The organism is Streptomyces clavifer (assembly GCF_036345975.1).
GTDB classification, from domain to species: Bacteria; Actinomycetota; Actinomycetes; order Streptomycetales; family Streptomycetaceae; genus Streptomyces; species Streptomyces clavifer.
The window spans coordinates 3,280,960-3,300,175 of the sequence record NZ_CP107793.1 but is presented as its reverse complement, the minus strand read 5'-3'; the positions used below and the strand labels follow the sequence as shown (position 1 = coordinate 3,300,175).

The 19,216-nt window shown below is 73.1% G+C and carries 13 protein-coding genes and 1 pseudogene; 8 read left to right on the top strand and 6 right to left on the bottom strand.

The genetic code is table 11. The features are described from left to right. Window positions 1–23: 23 nt before the first annotated feature. Window positions 24–881 (bottom strand): MaoC family dehydratase, encoded by an 858-nt coding sequence (locus tag OG927_RS14135; RefSeq protein WP_330320258.1) that lies wholly within the window; start codon window positions 879–881, stop codon window positions 24–26. A 4-nt stretch (window positions 882–885) separates the two neighbouring features. Beyond that, a complete protein-coding gene (locus OG927_RS14130) occupies window positions 886–2,205 on the bottom strand; it encodes a 3-oxoacyl-ACP reductase (protein ID WP_330320257.1) in 1,320 nt (439 codons plus the stop codon). A gap of 75 nt (window positions 2,206–2,280) precedes the next feature. Here OG927_RS14130 and OG927_RS14125 point away from each other — a divergent pair, with 75 nt between their 5' ends. Together OG927_RS14125 and OG927_RS14120 are read left to right on the top strand one after the other, a co-directional pair. Further along, window positions 2,281–3,558: an acetyl-CoA C-acetyltransferase gene (locus tag OG927_RS14125; RefSeq protein WP_056799458.1), complete on the top strand. Its 1,278-nt coding sequence runs from the start codon at window positions 2,281–2,283 to the stop codon at window positions 3,556–3,558. Between the two features lie 113 nt (window positions 3,559–3,671). Next, window positions 3,672–5,594 (top strand): AMP-dependent synthetase/ligase, encoded by a 1,923-nt coding sequence (locus OG927_RS14120; RefSeq protein ID WP_330320256.1) that lies wholly within the window; start codon window positions 3,672–3,674, stop codon window positions 5,592–5,594. A 117-nt stretch (window positions 5,595–5,711) separates the two neighbouring features. Here the strand turns inward: OG927_RS14120 and OG927_RS14115 are convergent, their stop codons facing one another. Next, window positions 5,712–6,443: a siderophore-interacting protein gene (locus tag OG927_RS14115; protein WP_056799453.1), complete on the bottom strand. Its 732-nt coding sequence runs from the start codon at window positions 6,441–6,443 to the stop codon at window positions 5,712–5,714. Between the two features lie 101 nt (window positions 6,444–6,544). On the opposite strand from OG927_RS14115, the gene OG927_RS14110 reads away from it, so the two are divergent. Next, window positions 6,545–9,337, top strand: coding sequence for a GNAT family N-acetyltransferase (locus OG927_RS14110; protein ID WP_330320255.1), 2,793 nt, complete (start codon window positions 6,545–6,547; stop codon window positions 9,335–9,337). Here the strand turns inward: OG927_RS14110 and OG927_RS14105 are convergent. Then, window positions 9,279–10,817, bottom strand: coding sequence for a CehA/McbA family metallohydrolase (locus tag OG927_RS14105; protein ID WP_330320254.1), 1,539 nt, complete (start codon window positions 10,815–10,817; stop codon window positions 9,279–9,281). The genes OG927_RS14110 and OG927_RS14105 overlap by 59 nt on opposite strands. Before the next feature lie 201 nt (window positions 10,818–11,018). Here OG927_RS14105 and OG927_RS14100 point away from each other — a divergent pair, with 201 nt between their 5' ends. Both OG927_RS14100 and OG927_RS14095 read left to right on the top strand, forming a co-directional pair. Continuing rightward, complete coding sequence (locus tag OG927_RS14100) at window positions 11,019–11,864, top strand: LLM class F420-dependent oxidoreductase (protein ID WP_209470296.1); 846 nt, start codon at window positions 11,019–11,021, stop codon at window positions 11,862–11,864. Window positions 11,865–12,016: 152 nt separating this feature from the next. Continuing rightward, window positions 12,017–13,501, top strand: coding sequence for a peptidoglycan D,D-transpeptidase FtsI family protein (locus OG927_RS14095; RefSeq protein ID WP_056799441.1), 1,485 nt, complete (start codon window positions 12,017–12,019; stop codon window positions 13,499–13,501). A 104-nt stretch (window positions 13,502–13,605) separates the two neighbouring features. On the opposite strand, the pseudogene OG927_RS14090 reads toward OG927_RS14095, so the two are convergent. Continuing rightward, a pseudogene (locus tag OG927_RS14090) lies at window positions 13,606–13,701 on the bottom strand (phosphogluconate dehydrogenase C-terminal domain-containing protein); the annotation flags it as partial. A gap of 215 nt (window positions 13,702–13,916) precedes the next feature. After that, entirely contained in the window at window positions 13,917–14,600 is a 684-nt protein-coding gene (locus tag OG927_RS14085) for an HAD family hydrolase (RefSeq protein WP_056799435.1), read from the bottom strand. A 95-nt stretch (window positions 14,601–14,695) separates the two neighbouring features. Here OG927_RS14085 and OG927_RS14080 point away from each other — a divergent pair, with 95 nt between their 5' ends. The 3 genes from OG927_RS14080 (at window position 14,696) to OG927_RS14070 (ending at window position 19,206) form a co-directional block, all read left to right on the top strand. Further along, window positions 14,696–15,043: a hypothetical protein gene (locus OG927_RS14080; protein WP_330320253.1), complete on the top strand. Its 348-nt coding sequence runs from the start codon at window positions 14,696–14,698 to the stop codon at window positions 15,041–15,043. 75 nt (window positions 15,044–15,118) lie between these two features. Continuing rightward, window positions 15,119–17,701: a bifunctional FO biosynthesis protein CofGH gene (locus OG927_RS14075; protein ID WP_330320252.1), complete on the top strand. Its 2,583-nt coding sequence runs from the start codon at window positions 15,119–15,121 to the stop codon at window positions 17,699–17,701. 389 nt (window positions 17,702–18,090) lie between these two features. After that, window positions 18,091–19,206, top strand: a complete 1,116-nt coding sequence (locus OG927_RS14070) for an ADP-ribosylglycohydrolase family protein (protein WP_330320251.1) — start codon at window positions 18,091–18,093, stop codon at window positions 19,204–19,206. Window positions 19,207–19,216: the final 10 nt, after the last annotated feature.

The window sequence follows — 19,216 nt, the reverse complement described above, 5'->3', positions numbered from 1 at the left end:
TCCCGAGGAGGGCGTGGCCGGTGTCAGTCCGCCTCCCGGGTCACGCTGCCGGTGAGGTGGACGCGGCCGGTGCCGCGCACCTCGAACGCGGATCCCGCCGCGGCGTACGTGACGGTGGCCGGCAGCAGGACGGGGGCCCGGAAGTCGGCCCGGACGGACCGGATCCGGCCGCCGGACCCTCCCGTTGCCCCGGCTCGGCCTCTCGCTTCGGCTTCCGCGAGGCAGCGGGCGACGGTCCACATGCCGTGGGCGATGTGCCGGGGGAAGCCGAACAGCCGGGCGGCCAGGGGGTGCAGGTGGATGGGGTTCCGGTCGCCCGAAGCGGCCCCGTACCGCCGCCCGAGGTCGCCCGGCAGCCGCCACTCCGCGACGGCGGGGAGGTCCGCCGGAGCCACCGGGCCGGGAGGGGTGGTTGACGGTGCCCCGGCGGTCGCGTGGCGGGACAGGTAGCCGCTGCGGGACTCCCAGACCAGCTCCCCGGCCAGCCGCGCCTCGGTCACCACGGTGACCGAGGTACCCCGGCGATGGGGTGTCAGCTCGGCGGCGTACACGGTGAGTTCGAGCGCGTGCGCGGGGTACAGGGCGCGGTGCGCGGTGATCTCGATCCAGGTGTGGACCAGGCCCAGTACCGGCAGCGGGAAGTCGCGGGCCGTCATCAGCCGCATGGCCGGCGGGAAGCCCAGCACGTGCGGGTAGGTCAGCGGCAGTGCGCCCGACTCCGCGAAACCGCAGATCCTGCTGTACGCGGCGAGAGGGCCGGGAGCGACGCGCGCGGGTGGGAGCACCTCGCGCGTGCCGGGCAGCGTCGCGCGGGAGCGCCCCGGACGCTTGAACGGCGAGGTGACGGCTCCGCGTACGAGGGACGTGCTCAGTCCGGTCATGGCTTCAGGCCCCCAGCAGGCTCTGGCCGCAGACCCGCACGACCTGGCCGTTGACGGCACTCGACGCGGGCTGGGCGAACCAGGCGGTGGTCTCGGCCACATCGATCGGGAGTCCGCCCTGGGACAGCGAGTTCATGCGGCGGCCGGCCTCCCGGATGAGGAGCGGTACGGCGGCGGTCATCTTCGTCTCGATGAAGCCGGGCGCGACCGCGTTGACGGTGACGTCGTGCTCGGCGGCGGCGCGCGGGGCGAGCGAGCGGACCAGGCCGATGATGCCCGCCTTGCTGGCCGCGTAGTTGGTCTGGCCGTTGTTGCCGGCGATCCCCGCGATGGACGCGGTGGCGACGATCCGGCCCCCGCGGTTGACGGTGCCCGCGTCGAGGAGCGCGTCCGTGGTGCGCAGGACGCTGTCCAGGTTGACCTCGACGACCGATGCCCAGCGCTCGGCGGGCATGTTGGCGAGGCGCCGGTCCCGGGTGATGCCCGCGTTGTGGACGAGGACGTCGAGGCCCTCGGGGGCGGCCCCGGCGATCCGGGCGGCGGCGTCGGGGGCGGTGATGTCCAGCGGCAGCGCGGTGGCGCCGAGCCGGTCGGCGGTGCGGATCAGCTCCTCCTCGGCCTGCGGGACGTCCAGACAGATCACGCGGGCCCCGTCCCGCGCCAGTACGGAGGCGACGGACGCGCCGATGCCGCGTGCCGCACCCGTGACCAGCGCGGTGCGCCCGGCCAGCGGTACCACCCAGTCGTCCACCGGACCGGGGGCGGCGGCGGTGAGCTCGATGACCTGGCCGCTGACGTACGCGGACCGGGGCGACAGCAGGAAGCGGAGAGTGGACTCGGCCGAGGCGGCGGCACCCGGGGCGATGCGCAGCAGTTGCACGGTGGCGCCCCTGCCGATCTCCTTGCCGAGCGAGCGTACGAATCCTTCGAGTGCCTGCTGGGCGGCCGCCTGGTGGTGGTCGTCGGGGGACGGCGGTGTGCCGAGGACGACGACCCGGCCGCCGGTCGACAGGGACCGCACGACGGGGTGGAGCGCGGCGTGCACGTCGCCCAGGCCGGCGGCCGTGGTGATTCCGGTCGCATCCACGACGATGCCCGCAGGGCGTTCGGCGTGCTCGGTGACCTTCAGGCCGGTCGCCGCGAGGACCGGGGCGAGCGTGCCCCCCAGGGCCGACCGACCTGCCGTGAGGTGCAGCAACGGCCCTTCGAGGGTAGGTGTGCCCACCGTCCAGCGGCGCAGTCGCACGGGCTGCGGCAGCCCGAGCCTGCGGGTCAGAAAGCGGCCGGGTGCTGTGCCGGTGAGGTGCAGATAGCGGTCGGCCATTGTCCTGACTCCCTGCTCATCGTAGATTTACTCTTGAGTAAGGTTACTCAAGAGTCAGGAGCTGGTCGAGATGAGTTGGTCGAGTTGATCCCCCTCGGACTACCGCAGCCCCGGCGCGTCGCCGTCCTGGGCGGCAGCCGCATCCCGTTCGCGCGGTCCGACGGCCCGTACGCCCGGGCCTCCAACCAGGAGATGCTCACCGCCGCGCTGGACGGGCTCGTCGAGCGGTTCGGCCTGGGCGGCCGGCAGGTGGGCGAGTTCGTCGCCGGCGCGGTCCTCAAGCACAGCCGGGACTTCAACCTCGCCCGCGAGACCGTCCTTGGCTCCGCCCTCGACCCGCGCACCCCGGCGTACGACATCCAGCAGGCGTGCGGCACCGGACTGCAGGCCGTCGTCGCAGCCGCCAACAAGATCATGCTCGGCGCCGTCGACTCGGCGATCGCGGGCGGCGCGGACACCACCAGCGACGCGCCGCTCGGCGTCAACGACCAGCTGCGCAGGATCCTGCTCGACGCACGCCGCGCGAAGTCCGCGGGCGGCCGGCTCAAGGCGCTGGCGGGTGTGCGCCCCCGCCACCTCGTCCCGGACATCCCGCGCAACTCCGAGCCCCGCACCGGCCTCTCGATGGGCGAGCACGCCGCGGTCACCGCCCGGAAGTGGGGCGTCTCCCGCGCGGACCAGGACCTGCTGGCGGCCACCAGTCACCAGCGGCTCGCCGCCGCCTACGAGCGGGGCTTCCTGGACGATCTCGTCGTCCCCTACCTCGGCCTGGACCGCGACCAGAATCTGCGCCCCGGCTCCACGGTGGAGAAACTCGCCACCCTGAAGCCGGTGTTCGGCGCCGGCCACCCCGACGCGACGATGACGGCGGGCAATTCGACCCCGCTGACCGACGGAGCGGCCACCGTGCTGCTGGCGAGTGAGGAGTGGGCACGCGCGCACGGCCTGGAGCCGCTCGCCTACCTGTCGCTGTACGAGACGGCGGCCGTGGACTACGTGGACGGCGGGGACGGCCTGCTGATGGCGCCCGCGTACGCCGTCCCGCGCATGCTGGAGCGTGCCGGGCTCACCATCGAGGACTTCGACCTCTTCGAGATCCACGAGGCCTTCGCCTCCCAGGTGCTCGCCACGCTGGCCTCCTGGGAGGAGCAGGGCCTGGCCCCCGTCGACCGGGACAAGCTGAACGTGGCCGGATCGTCGCTCGCCACGGGCCATCCGTTCGCCGCGACCGGAGCCCGGATCGTGGCGACCCTGGCCGGGCTCCTCGCGGAGAGGGGCGCCCCCGGCCGGGGGCTGATCTCGGTCTGTGCCGCGGGCGGCCAGGGGGTCACGGCCGTCCTGGAGCGCCCCTGACCCCGAGACACCCCGAAGAACGCACGTGTACGACCCCCCGCACCCAGAAGCCCTTAGCGGCGCCGGACCCCAGGGACGGTCCCGGCGCCGGCCCCCGAGTCGAGGAGCCGCTCGTGTCCACGCCCGCCTCTGCCGCCGTACCCGCCACGCCCACCCTGCCCGTCCTGGTCGAGCCGACCAAGGTCAGGGCGGCCGACGGCACGGTACGGGAGGTCTCCGTACCCCTGTTCGCGCCGACGGTCCGGCGCGGATCACTCGCCGAGATCCCCTTCGACAACGCCGCCGAGGCCCCGGAGGAGGCCGTCCTCAGCCGCAAGCAGGCCGACGGCAGCTGGCAGGACGTGACCGCGGCCGACTTCGCCGACGAGGTCCGGGCCGTCGCCAAGGGCCTGATCGCGGAAGGCCTCCAGACCGGTGACCGGGTCGCGATCATGGCCCGTACGACCTACGAGTGGACGCTGCTCGACTTCGCCTCCTGGGCGGCCGGGCTGGTGACCGTACCGATCTACCCGACCTCGTCGGCCTTCCAGGCCCGCTGGATCCTCCAGGACTCGGGGGCCGTCGCCTGCGCCGTGGAGACGACGGAGCAGGGCCGGCTGATCAGCCAGGAGCGCCAGCAGCTCGGCGACCTCACCCACCTCTGGCAGTTCGACACCGGTGCCGTCGGCCGGCTGAAGAAGCTGGGCCGGCAGGTGCCCGACGCGGTCGTCGCCGCCCGCCGAGCCACTCTGGAGCCGCACAGCCCCGCGACCCTCATCTACACCTCGGGCACCACAGGCCGCCCCAAGGGCTGCGTCCTGAGCCACGGGAACTTCTTCGCCGAGGTCGACAACGCCATCGAGCTGCTCCACCCGGTCTTCAAGTCGGTCTCCACGTACCCCGCGTCCACGCTGCTCTTCCTCCCCCTGTCGCACGTCTTCGGCCGGATGGTCGCGATCGGCTGCATGCGGGCCCGGGTGAGGCTCGGGCACGCGCCGTCCATCCGGACGGAGGACCTGCTGGCGGACCTGGCGGGCTTCAGGCCGTCGTTCCTGCTGGCGATCCCGTACGTCCTGGAGAAGGTCTACAACACCGGCCGGGCCACCGCCGAGAACCTGGGCCGCGCCTCGTCCTTCGACCGGGCGGCCCGGATCGCGCAGCGCTACGGCGAGGCGGTCGAGGCGGAGCAGCACGGCACCGGACCCGGTCCCGGCCTCGGGCTGCGCGCCGCCCGTGCCCTCTACGACCCGCTGGTCTACCGGCGCATCCGGGCCGCGCTGGGCGGGCGCGTCCGGTACGCGATCTGCGGCGGCTCGCCGCTGGGGCACCGGCTCGCCGCCTTCTACGCGGGCGCGGGCATCCAGATCTTCGAGGGCTACGGGCTGACGGAGACCACGGCCGCCGCCACGGTCACCCCGCCCCTCAAGCCCCGCCTGGGCACGGTGGGCTGGCCCCTGCCGGGCACCTCCGTGCGGATCGCCGACGACGGGGAGGTCCTGCTCGGCGGGGGGCAGGTCTTCCAGGGGTACTGGGACACCGAGCACGGCAAGGCCGTCCCGTACCTGGAGGAGGACCGCTGGTTCCCCACCGGAGACCTCGGCGCGCTGGACGAGGACGGCTACCTCACGATCACCGGCCGCAAGAAGGACATCATCATCACGTCCGGCGGCAAGAACGTCACCCCGGCGCCGCTGGAGGACTGGCTGCGGGCCCACCCGCTGGTCGGCCAGTGCATGGTGGTCGGCGACAACCGCTCGTTCGTCAGCGCCCTGATCACCCTGGAGCCGGACGGCCTCGCGCACTGGCGCCGGATGCGGAAGAAGGAGAACGTGCCGCTGCGTGAGCTCGTCGACGACGAGGAGCTCCGTACGGCACTGCAGCGCGCGGTCGACGAGGCCAACCGGCTGGTCTCGCGCGCCGAGTCCATCCGCAAGTTCACCGTCCTGCCGGTGGAGTTCACCGAGGAGAGCGGGCATCTGACCCCCTCCCTGAAGCTGAAGCGGGACGCGATCGCGCGGGACTTCGACGCCGCGATCGAGGAGATCTACCGCAAGTAGCGGCGGCGACGAGCGGGGGCGGCCCGGCCGGGCCGCCCCGCTGTTCCGCGGGTCTCCTGGTGAGGCGCGATCTGCGGCACTCTCGGGCGGGGCCCCGCCGGCTCTCCGCGGGGGCCGTCAGCCCGCGCGCCAGTAGCCCAGTGCGTTCACCCGGTCCTTGGGGACGGCCAGCTCCTTGCGGGCGTACGTGCCCAGGGTCCGGGTCGTCGCCGTGTCGCAGGCGATCCAGACGTACGCGTCCGGGGCGCCGGCCCCGAGCAGCTCCGGCAGGGCGGCCTTCACCTCGGCGACCAGATGCGCGCCCCCGTCCCGGCGCGGGACCTTGTGCAGCGTGTGGTGCGCCGGGTCCAGGCGGAACGGGAGGTCCTCGTCCGAGGCGTGCGCCGTCTCGAACCAGATCGTCGCAGGGACCCCGGGGACCGCGTCCAGCAGGGAGTTGATCGCGGGCAGCGAGGCCGGGTCACCGATCACGAAGAGCCGCCCGGGTGCGGGTTCGGGCAGCGTGAAGCCGGTTCCCTGGAGCGTCGCGTCGATCGTGTCGCCGGGCTGCGCCGTGCGGGCCCAGTCGCTCGCCGCCCCGTCATGGAGGGCGAATTCCAGACAGAACGCCCCGGTGGCCGGGTCGGGGTCGACCAGGGTATAGGCGCGCTGGTGGGGCTTGCCGGCCTGCTCGAACCAGATCCTGACCCACATCGTCGGATGCGCGCCGCCGGTCGCGGCGAGGAGCCCGCCGTCGGTCACCCGCACCCGCCGGAAGTCCTCGGTGACCTGCTCGACCCCGGTCACGGTGAACGTGAAGTCCCGTCCCCGCATGAGCTTGAGGACAACGCCCTCCCAGCCGTGACCCATAACTGTGCCTCCCCCGACCCTAGAGATTATTGAGGTTAGGCTAACCTAAATTCCTGAGTCATGGGGGTGGCTGGAAAACAACGGTTCGGGAGTGGGGAACGATGGCCGCAGGGCCCGGCTTCGACGTCTTCAGGGACGACTGGGGGATCCCTCATCTGCGGGCGGGCAGCGCCGACGCGCTCGCCCACGCGCAGGGTTTCGCCGCGGCCGGGGACCGCGCGTGGCAGATCGAGGTGGAGCGCCACCGGGTGCAGGGCACCACGGCCGCGTTCCTGGGCCCGGAGGCCCTCGGCTGGGACCGCTTCGCCCGACAGGCCCGGCTCGCCGACACGGCCCGGCGGTGCTTCGCCCGCCTCGAACCGGAGACCGCCGCCTGGGTCACCTCGTACGTCGGCGGAGTCAACGCCGGGCTCGCCGAAGGGGCCCGCCGCGCACCGGAATTCACCACGGCCGGCCTGACCCCGGGGGTCTGGGAACCCTGGACCCCGCTCGGCGTCTGGCTCTCCGTCCACATCCTGTTCGCAGGCTTCCCCACCAAGCTCTGGCGCGAGGAGGTCGCCCGCAGGCTCGGCGACGACGCGGTCACCCTCTTCGCCACCGACGGCCCCGGCACCTCCGGGAGCAACGGCTGGCTGCTCACCGCCGACCGCACCCGCACGGGCGCCGCCCTGGTCGCGGGCGACCCGCACCGCTTCATCGAGGACCCGGGCGTCTACCAGCAGATCCGCCTCGCCTGCCCCGAGTTCGACGTGGTCGGGCTCGCCGTCCCCGGCGTCCCGGGCCTGGCCCACTTCGGCCACACGGGCGGCGTGGCCTGGGCGATCACCAACGCCATGGCGGACTACCAGGACCTCTACCGGGAGCGGCTGCGGCGCACCGCGGACGGGGAGGGCGTCGAGGCGCTCGGCCCCGGCGGCTGGGAGCGCGCCGACGTCCGCACCGTGACGATCGAGGTCGCGGGCGGCGATCCGGTGACGGTCGAGACCGTCGAGACGGCCCGCGGCCCGGTGATCATCGGCGGTCCGGACCCCGGTTCCCCCGAGCCCCACGAGGAGGCGATCGGGCCCTACGAGGGGGCGATCGGGCCCTACGAGGGGGCGATCGGGCCCTACGAGGGGGCGATCGGGCCCTACGAGGGGGCGATCAGCCTCCGCCATCCGCCCCGCGTCACCGGCGACCTCGGCTTCGACGCCCTGCCCGCGCTGCTCCGGGCCCGGACCGTCGCCGACCTCGACACCGCGCTCGACCGGTGGGTTGAACCCGTCAACGTCGTGCTCGCCGCCGACACCACGGGCGCCACCCTGCACCGGGTCGCCGGGCACGTGCCGTCGCGCCCGCGGACCAACAGCCTGCGCGTCGTACCCGCCCACGACCCGGCGTACGCCTGGAGGGACCGGCCCGCGCCCATGCCGCGTGCCGTCGTCGACGGAACCGCCGTGATGGCCAATGCCCGGGGCCTCGCCGCCCCGCTCGGCGTCGAATTCGCGCCCCCGCACCGGGCGGAGCGGATACGGGAGCTCCTGGACCGGGGCGAGGACTGGACGGTCAAGGGCATGGCAGACATCCACACCGACACCCGGCTCGCCTCCGCCGGCCCGCTCATGGACCTCCTGGCGGAGGTCCGGCCCGACGCCCCCGACGCCGTACGGCTCCGCGACCGGCTGCTCCACTGGGACCGGCACATGGCGGCCGACAGCACCGACGCCACGCTCTACTCCGCGCTGCGCACCGAGGTCGTCCACCGGCTCGCGGCCCACCCCGCCCTGGCCCCGCTGACCGGTGCGGCCGACCCGGCACGGTCCCCCGCCCACCCGGCGCTGTTCGCGCCCTGGCTGGCCGCCGTGCCCAGGATCGGCTACGCGCTGGAGCACCTGCTCACCGGCGCCTTCCTGCCGTACGAGGACCGGCTGGCGGCCGTGGCCGGGGCCGTCGCCACCGTCGCCCCGCGGTACGCCGGGGATCCGCCCCGCCCCTGGGGCGAGGTGCACCGCCTCGCGCCCTGGCGGGCGCTGCCGGACACCGGGGAGGTCCGGCCGGGCCTGGCCGGTGACCACGACTGCGTGCTCTCCACCTCCGGCGTCCCCGGTGTCACCGACCTCTGCGCCCGCGGCCCCGCCGCCCGCTTCGTCTGGGACCTTGCACGGCGCGAGGACAGCCTGTGGGTGGTCCCGTTCGGCGCCTCGGGCGTCCCGTCCGACACCCACCACCACGACCAGCTGCCCCTGTGGCTACGGGGCGAGCTCGTCCCCGTGGTCACCGACTGGGCGCTGCTGCACCGATCCGAGGAGACGACGACACCGATGCCCGCCCTGAGGACCCCCGTCCACGAGCAGGAGGTCGACGGCTTCGGCACCGTCCGCCTCGTCCCGATCGACCCCGAGGCGGACGCCGCCCTGATCCACGGCTGGGTCGGCGAGGAGCGCGCCCGCTTCTGGGGCATGCACGGGGCGAGCCGGGACGAGGTCCGGGAGATCTACGCCCACCTGGACTCGCTCACCACGCACCACGGCTACCTGGCACTCCGCGACGGCGTCCCCGTCGCCCTCTTCCAGACGTACGACCCGGCCACCGACCCGATCGGGGAGTGCTACGACGTCCGGCCCGGCGACTTCGGGGTCCATCTGCTGATGGCCCCCGGCGACACCGCCCTGCCGGGCTTCACGGCCGGGCTGCTCACCGCCCTCGTCACCTTCGTCTTCAGCGATCCGGGCCACCTGCGCGTCGTCGCCGAGCCCGACGCCGACAACGAGAAGGCGGTCGCCCGCATGGTCCGGGCGGGCTTCGTCCTCGGGCCCGTCGTGGACAAGCCCGAGAAGCGGGCCAGGCTCGCCTTCCTCAGCCGGCCCGTCCTCCCGCGCCAGCGCTCCCACTCCCCAGGAACAGCGGGTTGGTGAGGGCCGCCGGGGCGCCCGGCAGCCCCGGCACCGACCCCGGGTGCCGGACCTCGGCCCGCACGTAGGCGGCGTTCGCCGGAGTGGTCCGCCATTCCACCGTGCCCGTCCCCGACGCGGGCAGTGCGGACGTGTGCAGCGTTCCCTGGTCCGTGACGAAGTGCGCGGTGCACCCGGGAGCCCCGGTGACCTCCAGCCGCACGGTGACGGGCGTGTCCGGGCCCGCCGGGAGCCGCTCCCCGATGCCGGCGTGCAGACCGCGCCCGCCCGTGGCGCCGAGGGCGAGCGAGACCGCGGACGACTCGGCGATGTACGAGCGGCCCGCCCGGATGCCGTCGGTGATCGCCTCCCGGGACAGCTCCCGGGCCAGGACGACGGTCTGCGGCAGCCCCACCCGGTCGGGCTCGCGGTGGGCGTCGCTGCCGCCCATGGCCGGGATCCACGGCTTCGACGTCCGGGTGGCCGCCACGAGGGAGTTGTCCCACTCGGCCAGGGCGACCTCGTCCTCCGGCGTGTACGGGCCGTTCCACACCTCCACCGCGTCCGCCTCGCCGTAGCCGAACTTCCAGTGGCACCCGATGCAGGTGGCGTGCGGGTGCGCGGGCACGACCAGCCCGCCGGCCCGCCGCACGGCCTTCGCGAAGTGCCCGAAGCGGTTGTCCCGGGCCCGGTAGCGCCAGTCGACGAAGGTGCCGGGATCGGTGGCGACCGCGACGACGTGCCCGTTGCGGGTGGTGACCTCCTCACCCGTCAGGATCAGCAGGTCGTCGCCCCACAGCCCCTGCCAGGCGCTGTGCGCGGAGTGGGTGTTGTGCTCGCTGCTGTTGATGAAGTCGAGCCCGGCGGCGCGCGCGGCGGCGGCGATCTCCGCCGGGGTGCGCCTGCCGTCGGAGTGGACGGAGTGCAGGTGGCAGTCGCCCCGGTACCAGGCCCGGCCCCGCCCCCCGGCCCGCTCCGGGGGGTACACGAGCTCCGGCGCGGGGGCGGACGCGCCGAAGCGCAGGGCCACCGTCACCTCGTACGGCAGCCCGTCGGGGGCCACCGTGTACGGACCCAGCACGATGTGCCAGGTCCCGGCACCCAGGGGGCCGGGGAGGTAGCCCGGCGTCGCCTCGTCGGTACGGAGGAAGAAGCTCGTCCGCGCCCCGCCGGACCAGCCGCGGAAGCCCCGGCCGCCGAGCTCCGTACCGCGCTCGTCGAAGATGCCGATGTCGAGGGCGTTGCCCTGGGTGCCCGCGGGAACCGGCGTCCTCGCGTACGCGTAGGAGACCGTGATCTCCCGCACACCGCGCGGGATCTCGACGGGCAGGTGGACGAAGTCGGGCGACCCCGCGGGCAGCGTGCCGCGTACCGTCCGCTCCCTGTACTCCCCGCCCTCGTCCTCCCGCCCGGGAGCGGCGTCGGCGAAGCTCACGGGTCCCAGCGTCAGTGCGGTGGCTGCGGTGGTGAGAAGGAGGCCGCGCCTGGCGATCGATCCGGTCATACGAGTGGCTCCCCGGGGTGTCGTGTGTGACAAGGGCGACGTACGCGCACTCTGGTGCCCAGCGGTGAACTGCCGGGAAACACCGCGGGAGTTACGGCCGAAACGAGGCCCCGCGCCCCCTCGGACGGGCCGAGGGCTCCGCTTTGGGCGCCGCACCGCATACGTTGGTGTCGTCACGGACGACGACGGAGGTGTCCTCACATGCGGATCGCCACAACGATCTTCCTCACCGATGAGACGATCACGCCGGTTCGGCTGGCCCGCGAGCTGGAGCAGCGGGGGTTCGCCGGGCTGTACCTGCCCGAGCACACGCACATCCCGGTGAGCCGGGAGACCCCCTACCCCGCGGGCGGCGAGCTGCCGCGCGAGTACGGCCGGACCCTCGACCCCTTCGTCGCCCTGGGGCAGGCCTCGGCGGTAACGGAGCGCCTCGCTCTCGGCACCGGCATCACGCTGGTCGCCCAGCACGACCCGGTCGACCTGGCGAAGCAGGCCGCGACGCTCGACCACCTCTCCGGCGGCCGCTTCACACTCGGCATCGGCTTCGGCTGGAATGTGGAGGAGGCCGCCGACCACGGGGTCCACTGGCCGGACCGGCGGGCACTGGTCCGCGACCGGATGGCGCTGATGCGTGCCCTGTGGGCGGACGAGCCGACGGCGTACGAGGGCGGGTTCGGCTCGGTGCGCGCGAGCCACGCCCACCCCAAGCCGGTACAGGAGCCGCGCGGCCCGGTGAACGGGCCGCGGACCCTGATCGGCGGGGCCGCGGGACCGAAGCTGTTCGCGCAGATCGCGGAGACCGCGGACGGCTGGCTGCCGATCGGCGGACGCGGCCTGACGGAGTCCGTACCGGCGCTGCGCACGGCCTGGGACGCGGCCGGCCGCGATCCGAAGCATCTGCAGGTGGTGCCGTACGCGGTCCTGCCCAGTCCGGGAAAGCTGGCACACTACGCGGACCTGGGCGTCGACGAGGTCGTCCTGCAGCTGCCCCCGGCCGGGGAGGCGGAGGTGCTGCGGGCCCTGGACGCGTACGCGGCGTACCTCTAGCCGGGCGGCCCGGCAGGACCGGGTGGTGGCCGAGATCGACCGGCGGCGGTCTCGGGTGCAACCATCAAGGCTAAAATTGCATCCTTCACCTCCGGACATCGATGGTGCGGCCCGTGTGCGTGTGTGCTCGGCTGCCGGGGAGCAGGAGCACGATGAACAGGCCGTTGCGGCACATAGCCATTTTCTGCGGGCTGCTGATGCTTGCTCTGCTGATACGGACCAACTGGCTCCAGTTCGCCCAGAGCGAGGAGCTGTCCACCCACGAGCACAACCGACGGGTCAAGATCACGCAGTTCGCGACCCCGCGCGGTGACATCATCGTGGGCGGCAAGGCGATCACGGGGTCGAAGGCGGTCGAGGGGACCGACTTCAAGTACCAGCGCACCTTCAAGCAGGGCCCGATGTACGCGCCGGTCACCGGCTACGCCTCCCAGGCGCAGGGCATGTCGCTCCTGGAGAAGACGTACGACAGCATCCTCAGCGGCCAGGACGAGCGGTTCGCCTTCCGGCACGCCAAGGACATCCTCACGGGTGAGCCGCGGCGCGGCGGAGACGTGATCACGACCATCGACCCGAAGGCGCAGGAGGCGGCCTACAAGGGCCTGACCGACCTCGACGCACGGGGTGCGGTCGTCGCGCTCGACCCGGCGACGGGCAAGGTGCTGGCCCTCGTCTCGACGCCGTCGTACGACCCCTCGGTCTTCGCCGGCAACTCCTTCAAGGAGGGCGACAAGTTCCAGGCGCTGGTCGACAAGAAGAGCAAGCCGCTGGCCAACCGCCCGCTGCGCGAGACCTTCCCGCCCGGCTCCACCTTCAAGATCGTGACCGCCGCGGCGGCCCTGGAGCACGGCGTCGTGACGGACGTCAACGCGCCGACCGACGCGGTCTCCCCGTACCCGCTGCCGCTCGCCTCCAACAAGATCGGCAGCGAGGCGGGCGACGCGGTCTGCAACAAGGCCTCGCTCAAGACCGCCATGCAGTACTCCTGCAACAACGTCTTCCTCGACGCGGCGTCCAAGCTCGGCGTCGACAAGATGCGTGAGACGGCCGAGAAGTTCGGCTTCAACGCGGACATCTACTCCGAGGAGTTCGGCGACATGCTCGCCACGAAGAGCCTCTACCCCGAGGAGCTCGACAAGCCCGGCACGGCCCTGACCGGCATGGGCCAGGGCAGCCTCACGAGCACCCCGATGCAGATGGCGATGGTGACGGCGGCCCTCGCCAACGGCGGCAAGATGATGCAGCCCTACATCGTCGAGAAGCTGCAGGGACCGGATCTGTCCACCCTCGAGGAGCACGAGCCGAAGCTGAAGAACCAGGCGGTCTCGGAGGAGACGGCGAAGAAGGTCCAGGAGATGATGGAGTTCACCGCCAAGGAGGGCAGCGCCCAGAAGGCGCTGATCGACGGTGTCACGGTGGGCGGCAAGACGGGTACGGCGCAGCGCGGCAACGACGTGACCAAGGAAGTGCCGTACGGCTGGTTCGTCTCGTACGGCAAGAAGGCCGACGGCCAGGCCGTGGCGGTCGCGGTGTTCATCGACCCGACGGCCATGGACATCTCCCGCTCCGACATCTCGGGTGGTGGCCTGGGCGCGCCGATCGCCAAGCGCGTGATGCAGGCGGTGCTGGGCAAGTAGCGACGCGGACGGACACGCGCACGGGCCGGGCTCTCCACCCCTGGTGGAGAGCCCGGCCCGTTTTCGCGGGAGAACCGGGCGGTGGGACCGGTGTCAGGACCGGATCAGCGCCTGATCTCCTTGATCTTGAGCATCCGTGTGATGACCTTGTCGAGCTCGTCGTCCTCGAAGACGTTCTTCCAGTCGTCGCGGACGCGACCGGTTGCGGCTCTCGCTGCGGGGGACGAGGAGTAGGGCGCCGCGCCGGGTGGGGATCCAGGCGGACGGGTTCCCGCGGACGGGTTCCCGCGTGGGGTGGGGCTCCCGCGAGGTGGGGCCGCACGGCCGGCCTCGCGGTCTCCGCGTGGGCGCGCACCCCGGGCTGCGCGCCGAGGGGCTCACCCGCGGGTGGGGCCGTGCCGGCGGGGCCCCGTGCTCACGCGCCGGACGGGACCGACCTGATGGTGCGACGGGGCCGGTTCGCCTCGTTCAGCAGGGCCGGCAGGTCCGTCAGGGCGTTGATGCGCCAGTCCGCCGTCTCCCTCACGTCCGGGTGGTCCGCCCACCAGTGGCCGTACGCCCCGCGGCGGATATGGGCCGCCTGCAGTCCCGAGGCCTTCGCCGGGAACAGGTCGTCGGCCGGGTGGTCGCCCACGTACAGGGTGGCGTGCGGAGCCGCCTCCGAGACCTCCAGCACCCGCTCGAAGAACCGCGGGTCCGGCTTCGTCACCCCCCACTCCTCCGACGTGACGACCAGGTCCGCCGGCAGGTCCAGGGCCCGCAGCAACTCCCCGGCCCGCGCTGTCCGGTTCCCCGCGATCACGATCCGCAGGCCGAGCGCGCGCAGCTCCGCCAGGGCGGGCCGGACGTCGGGGTAGAGGTCCTTCTCGTCCAGGTGTTCGCCACGGCCGGCCGCCGCGCGTGCGTGGTAGGCCTCGGTGACGTCCATGTCGGGGCGCAGGATGCGCAGCGCGTCCGCACTGTCGCGGCCCTGGACGACCGCGGCGCCGACGAGGGCGCTGACGGTGTGCGGCGGCACCCCGAGCCAGTCGGCCCAGGCGGCCCAGTGGCGGTCGTCGCGGACGAGGGTTTCGCCGATGTCGAAGACGATCGTTTCCATCACCTCCCCGACCCTACGGGGCAAGAAGGGGCATAGCGGACAAGGCGCTCGGGTGGTCGGGGTTGTTCCGCCGGACAGGGGCCCGGCCGCGTCGGGTGTCCCGTTCGCTCGCCTCGGCCGTCGAGGCAGCCACCGGGTCCGCACCCGGGGCCACCAAGGCGCCCGCGATCTCCGGGACGGCGAAGGTGGGCAAGGTGCTGAAGGTCTCCAAGGGCACGTGGACGCCCGCGCCGACCTCGTGCACCTACCAGTGGTACGCCGGGGGCAAGAGGATCTCCGGGGCGACGAAGACGTCACTGACGCTCAGGACCGCCCGGAAGGGCAAGAAGATCACGGTGCGGGTGACCGCGAAGCGCACCGGACACGGCAACGGTTCAGCCGTCAGCAAGCCCACCAGGGTGGTCGTCGGCCGACCTCGTGGGCCGCGGCGGCAGAGGTGGTGAGCCGCGGGCACGGGGCCGGTTGTGCCGGACAGAGGCCCCGGTCCGGGTGGGGGGCGCCGCTCGTATGCTCGGTTCATGACCGATCCTCAGCGCGGACGTCCCACGACCAACGCCATGCGACGCGCCCTCCGGCGGGCCCGTGACGGCGTCACCCTCGATGTGGCCGAGGCCGCCGTACTGCTCCGGGCGAGGGGGGACGACCTGACGGATCTGACCTCGTCCGCCGCCCGGGTGCGCGACGCCGGGCTCGAAGCGGCGGGCCGTCCGGGTGTGATCACGTACTCCCGCAAGGTCTTCATCCCGCTGACCCGGCTCTGCCGCGACACCTGCCACTACTGCACCTTCGTGACCGTGCCCGGGAAGCTGAGGCGCGCGGGCCACGGGATGTTCCTGTCACCGGACGAGGTCCTCGACATCGCCCGCAAGGGCGCCGAAATGGGCTGCAAGGAAGCCCTGTTCACGCTCGGTGACCGCCCGGAGGACCGCTGGCCCGAGGCGCGGGAGTGGCTCGAGGCCGAGGGTTACGACGACACCCTGGCCTACGTACGTGCCATGGCGATCAGGGTGCTGGAGGAGACCGGGCTGCTGCCCCACCTCAACCCCGGGGTGATGACCTGGACCGATCTGCAGCGGCTGAAGCCCGTGGCCCCGTCGATGGGCATGATGCTGGAGACGACGGCGACCCGGCTCTGGTCCGAGAAGGGCGGCCCGCATCACGGGTCCCCCGACAAGGAGCCCGCCGTCCGGCTGCGGGTGCTGGAGGACGCCGGACGGTCCAACGTCCCGTTCACCACCGGCATCCTGATCGGCATCGGCGAGTCGTACGAGGAGCGCGCCGACTCCCTGTTCGAGCTGCGCAGGACGGCCCGCGCCTATCACGGCATCCAGGAGGTCATCGTCCAGAACTTCCGCGCCAAGCCGGACACGGCGATGCGCGGGATGCCGGACGCCGAGCTGGAGGAGCTGGCCGCCGCGATCGCCGTGGCCCGTCACATCCTGGGCCCCTCGGCCCGCATCCAGGCCCCGCCGAATCTCGTCGACGCCGAGTACGCCCTGCTGATCGGCGCGGGCATCGACGACTGGGGCGGGGTGTCGCCGCTCACGCCCGACCATGTGAACCCGGAGCGGCCCTGGCCGCACATCGGCGAACTCGCCGCCCGAACGGCCGAGTCGGGCTTCCAGCTGCGCGAACGTCTGACCATCTATCCGGAGTTCATCCAGCGCGGCGAGCCCTGGCTCGACCCGCGCCTCCTCCCGCACGTCCGGGCGCTCGCCGACCCGGAGACCGGCCTCGCGAAGGAGGGCGCCATTCCGGTGGGGCTGCCCTGGCAGGAGCCCGACGAGGGTTTCAACGCCTCCGGCCGCGTCGACCTGCACCGCACCATCGACACCGAGGGCCGCACCGGCGACCGGCGGAACGACTTCGACGAGGTGTACGGGGACTGGGAGGCGCTCCGCGAGGCCGCGGCCCCCGGCATGGTCCCTTCCCGCATCGACGCCGACGTGCGCGAGGCGCTGAGCCGGGCCGCCGACGATCCGACGAAGCTCACCGACGACCAGGCCCTCGCCCTGCTCCACGCGGACGGGCCGGCGCTGGACGAGCTGTGCCGGATCGCGGACACCCTGCGCCGGGACGTGGTCGGCGACGACGTCACCTACATCGTCACCAGGAACATCAACTTCACCAACGTCTGCTACACCGGCTGCCGCTTCTGCGCCTTCGCCCAGCGCCGCACGGACGCCGACGCGTACACCCTCTCCCTGGACCAGGTCGCGGACCGTGCCGCACAGGCCTGGGACGTCGGAGCGGTCGAGGTCTGCATGCAGGGCGGCATCCACCCGGACCTGCCGGGCACCGCGTACTTCGACATCGCGCGGGCCGTGCGGGAGCGCGTCCCCGGCATCCACGTCCACGCGTTCTCGCCGATGGAGGTCGTCAACGGTGCGACCCGCACGGGGATGTCCATCCGTGACTGGCTGACCGCGGCCAAGGAGGCAGGGCTCGGCTCGATCCCCGGCACCGCCGCCGAGATCCTCGACGACGAGGTCCGCTGGATCCTCACCAAGGGCAAGCTGCCGACCGCCACCTGGCTGGAGGTCATCAGGACGGCGCACGAGGTGGGGCTGCGGTCCTCCTCGACGATGATGTACGGGCACGTCGACCAGCCCCGCCACTGGCTCGGCCACCTCAGGACGCTGGCCCGCCTCCAGCAGGAGACCGGCGGTTTCACGGAGTTCGTCACCCTGCCCTTCATCCACACCAACGCCCCGGTCTACCTGGCCGGGATCGCCCGCCCCGGCCCCACCGACCGCGACAACCGGGCCGTCACGGCCATGGCCCGGCTGCTCCTCCACCCGCACATCACCAACATCCAGACCAGCTGGGTGAAGCTCGGCACCGAGGGCGCGGCCGAGATGCTGCGCTCGGGGGCCAACGACCTCGGCGGGACGCTGATGGAGGAGACCATCTCCCGGATGGCGGGCTCGAGTTACGGCTCCTACCGATCTGTCCAGGACCTCGTCGCCATCGCCGACCTCGCGGGACGGCCGGCGAAGCCGCGTACGACGCTCTACGGCGAGGTGCCGGCCGAGCGCGTCGCGGCAGCCGCGGCGTCGGACGGCCACCTGCCGGAACTGCTGCCGGTGCTGCCGAGCTGAGGCCGCGCGGGGGTGCGGCCCGTCCGGGCCGCACCCCCGCCCGTACCGCCTGCTGTACTCCGGTGAGGCCCTCTCGCCGGGCCGGGCGGAGAGGACCGTCCCGGAAACCCCCACGGGCCCACGGGAATCCCCTCGCGGAAACACCTCCCCGAATCCTTCCCGAAACCTCCTCCGGAATCCCCCACCGGTAATCCACCCGAGAAACCCGTCCCGGAAACCCGCCCGGGAAAACCCGCCCGGGAAAACCCGCCCGGGAAAACCGTGAGGAATGCCGTTCAAAAGTGCTCCGAAGTGCGACTCCGTACATAACGTTCCACCCCTGAATCGGCTCTTCCTGTTCGATTACAGTGCTTGCGCAGTCGCAAGCCGGAACGGACGGAAGGGGCACGGTGAGCACAGGGACCACGGCTGTCTGGGGCCGTGCCGAGCAGCAGGACTTCCGCAGCCGGGTGCGTGGGTCCCTGCTCGGAGGTGCCATCGGTGACGCGCTCGGGGCGGGGGTCGCCGGATTCACCCTGGAGGCGATCCGTGCCGCCCACGGCACGGACGGCGTGGTCGACTTCGTCCCCGTGCGCGGCAGGCGCGGCGCCGTCACCGCCGTCACCCAGCTCACCCTCTTCACCGTCGACGGGCTGATACGGGCGCAGGTCCGCCGCGACACCGGCGCCTGGCACCCGCCCACCGACGTGCACCGTGCCCACCTGCGCTGGGCGGCCACCCAGAGCGCCTGGGGACCCGACGAGCGCCGTAAGGACAACGGCTGGCTGGCCGCGGAGGAGTGGCTGTACGCCCGGCGCGCGCCCACGAGGGAGTGCCTCATCGGCTTCGGTGACGCCACGATGGGCACCCTCGCCGTGCCCAAGAACCCCGCGGCGCGTGACTCCGCCGCGCTCACCCGCTCGGCGCCGTTCGGGCTGCTCGTCGGCTGGGAACCGCAGCTCGTCCTCCAACTGGCCGTCGAGTGCGCCGCCCACACCCATGGCCATGCCACCGCCCAGCTCGCCGCCGGGGCCCTCGCGGTGATCGTGCACGGGCTGGCCCGCGGCGAGACCCTGGACGGCTCCGTCCAGCACACTCTCTCCCTGCTCGCGGAACGCCCGGGCAACGAGCAGGTCACCGAGGCACTGCGACAGGCCCTCGGCTCGGTCCGCCAGGGCATCCCCGGCCCCGCCCTCATCGAGGCGCTCGGCGACACCGACTCAGCGGAGGAGGTCCTCGCCGTGGCCCTGTACTGCGCCCTGGTCGGCGAGGACGTGCGGCACGGGCTGCGCCTCGCCGTGAACCACTCGGGGCCGTCCGCGGCCACCGGGGCGGTCTGCGGTGCCCTTCTCGGGGCGCTGCACGGCGAGACGGCGCTGCCCCCGGCCTGGCTGGCCGAACTGGAGGGCCGCTCGACGGTCCTGCAGCTCTCCGACGACTTCGCCATGGAGATGACCCAGGGACCGGCCCTGCACAGTCCCACCGCCGTCGCTCCCGGCTGGCTGGCCCGCTACCCGCGGGGATGAGCCGGGCGAC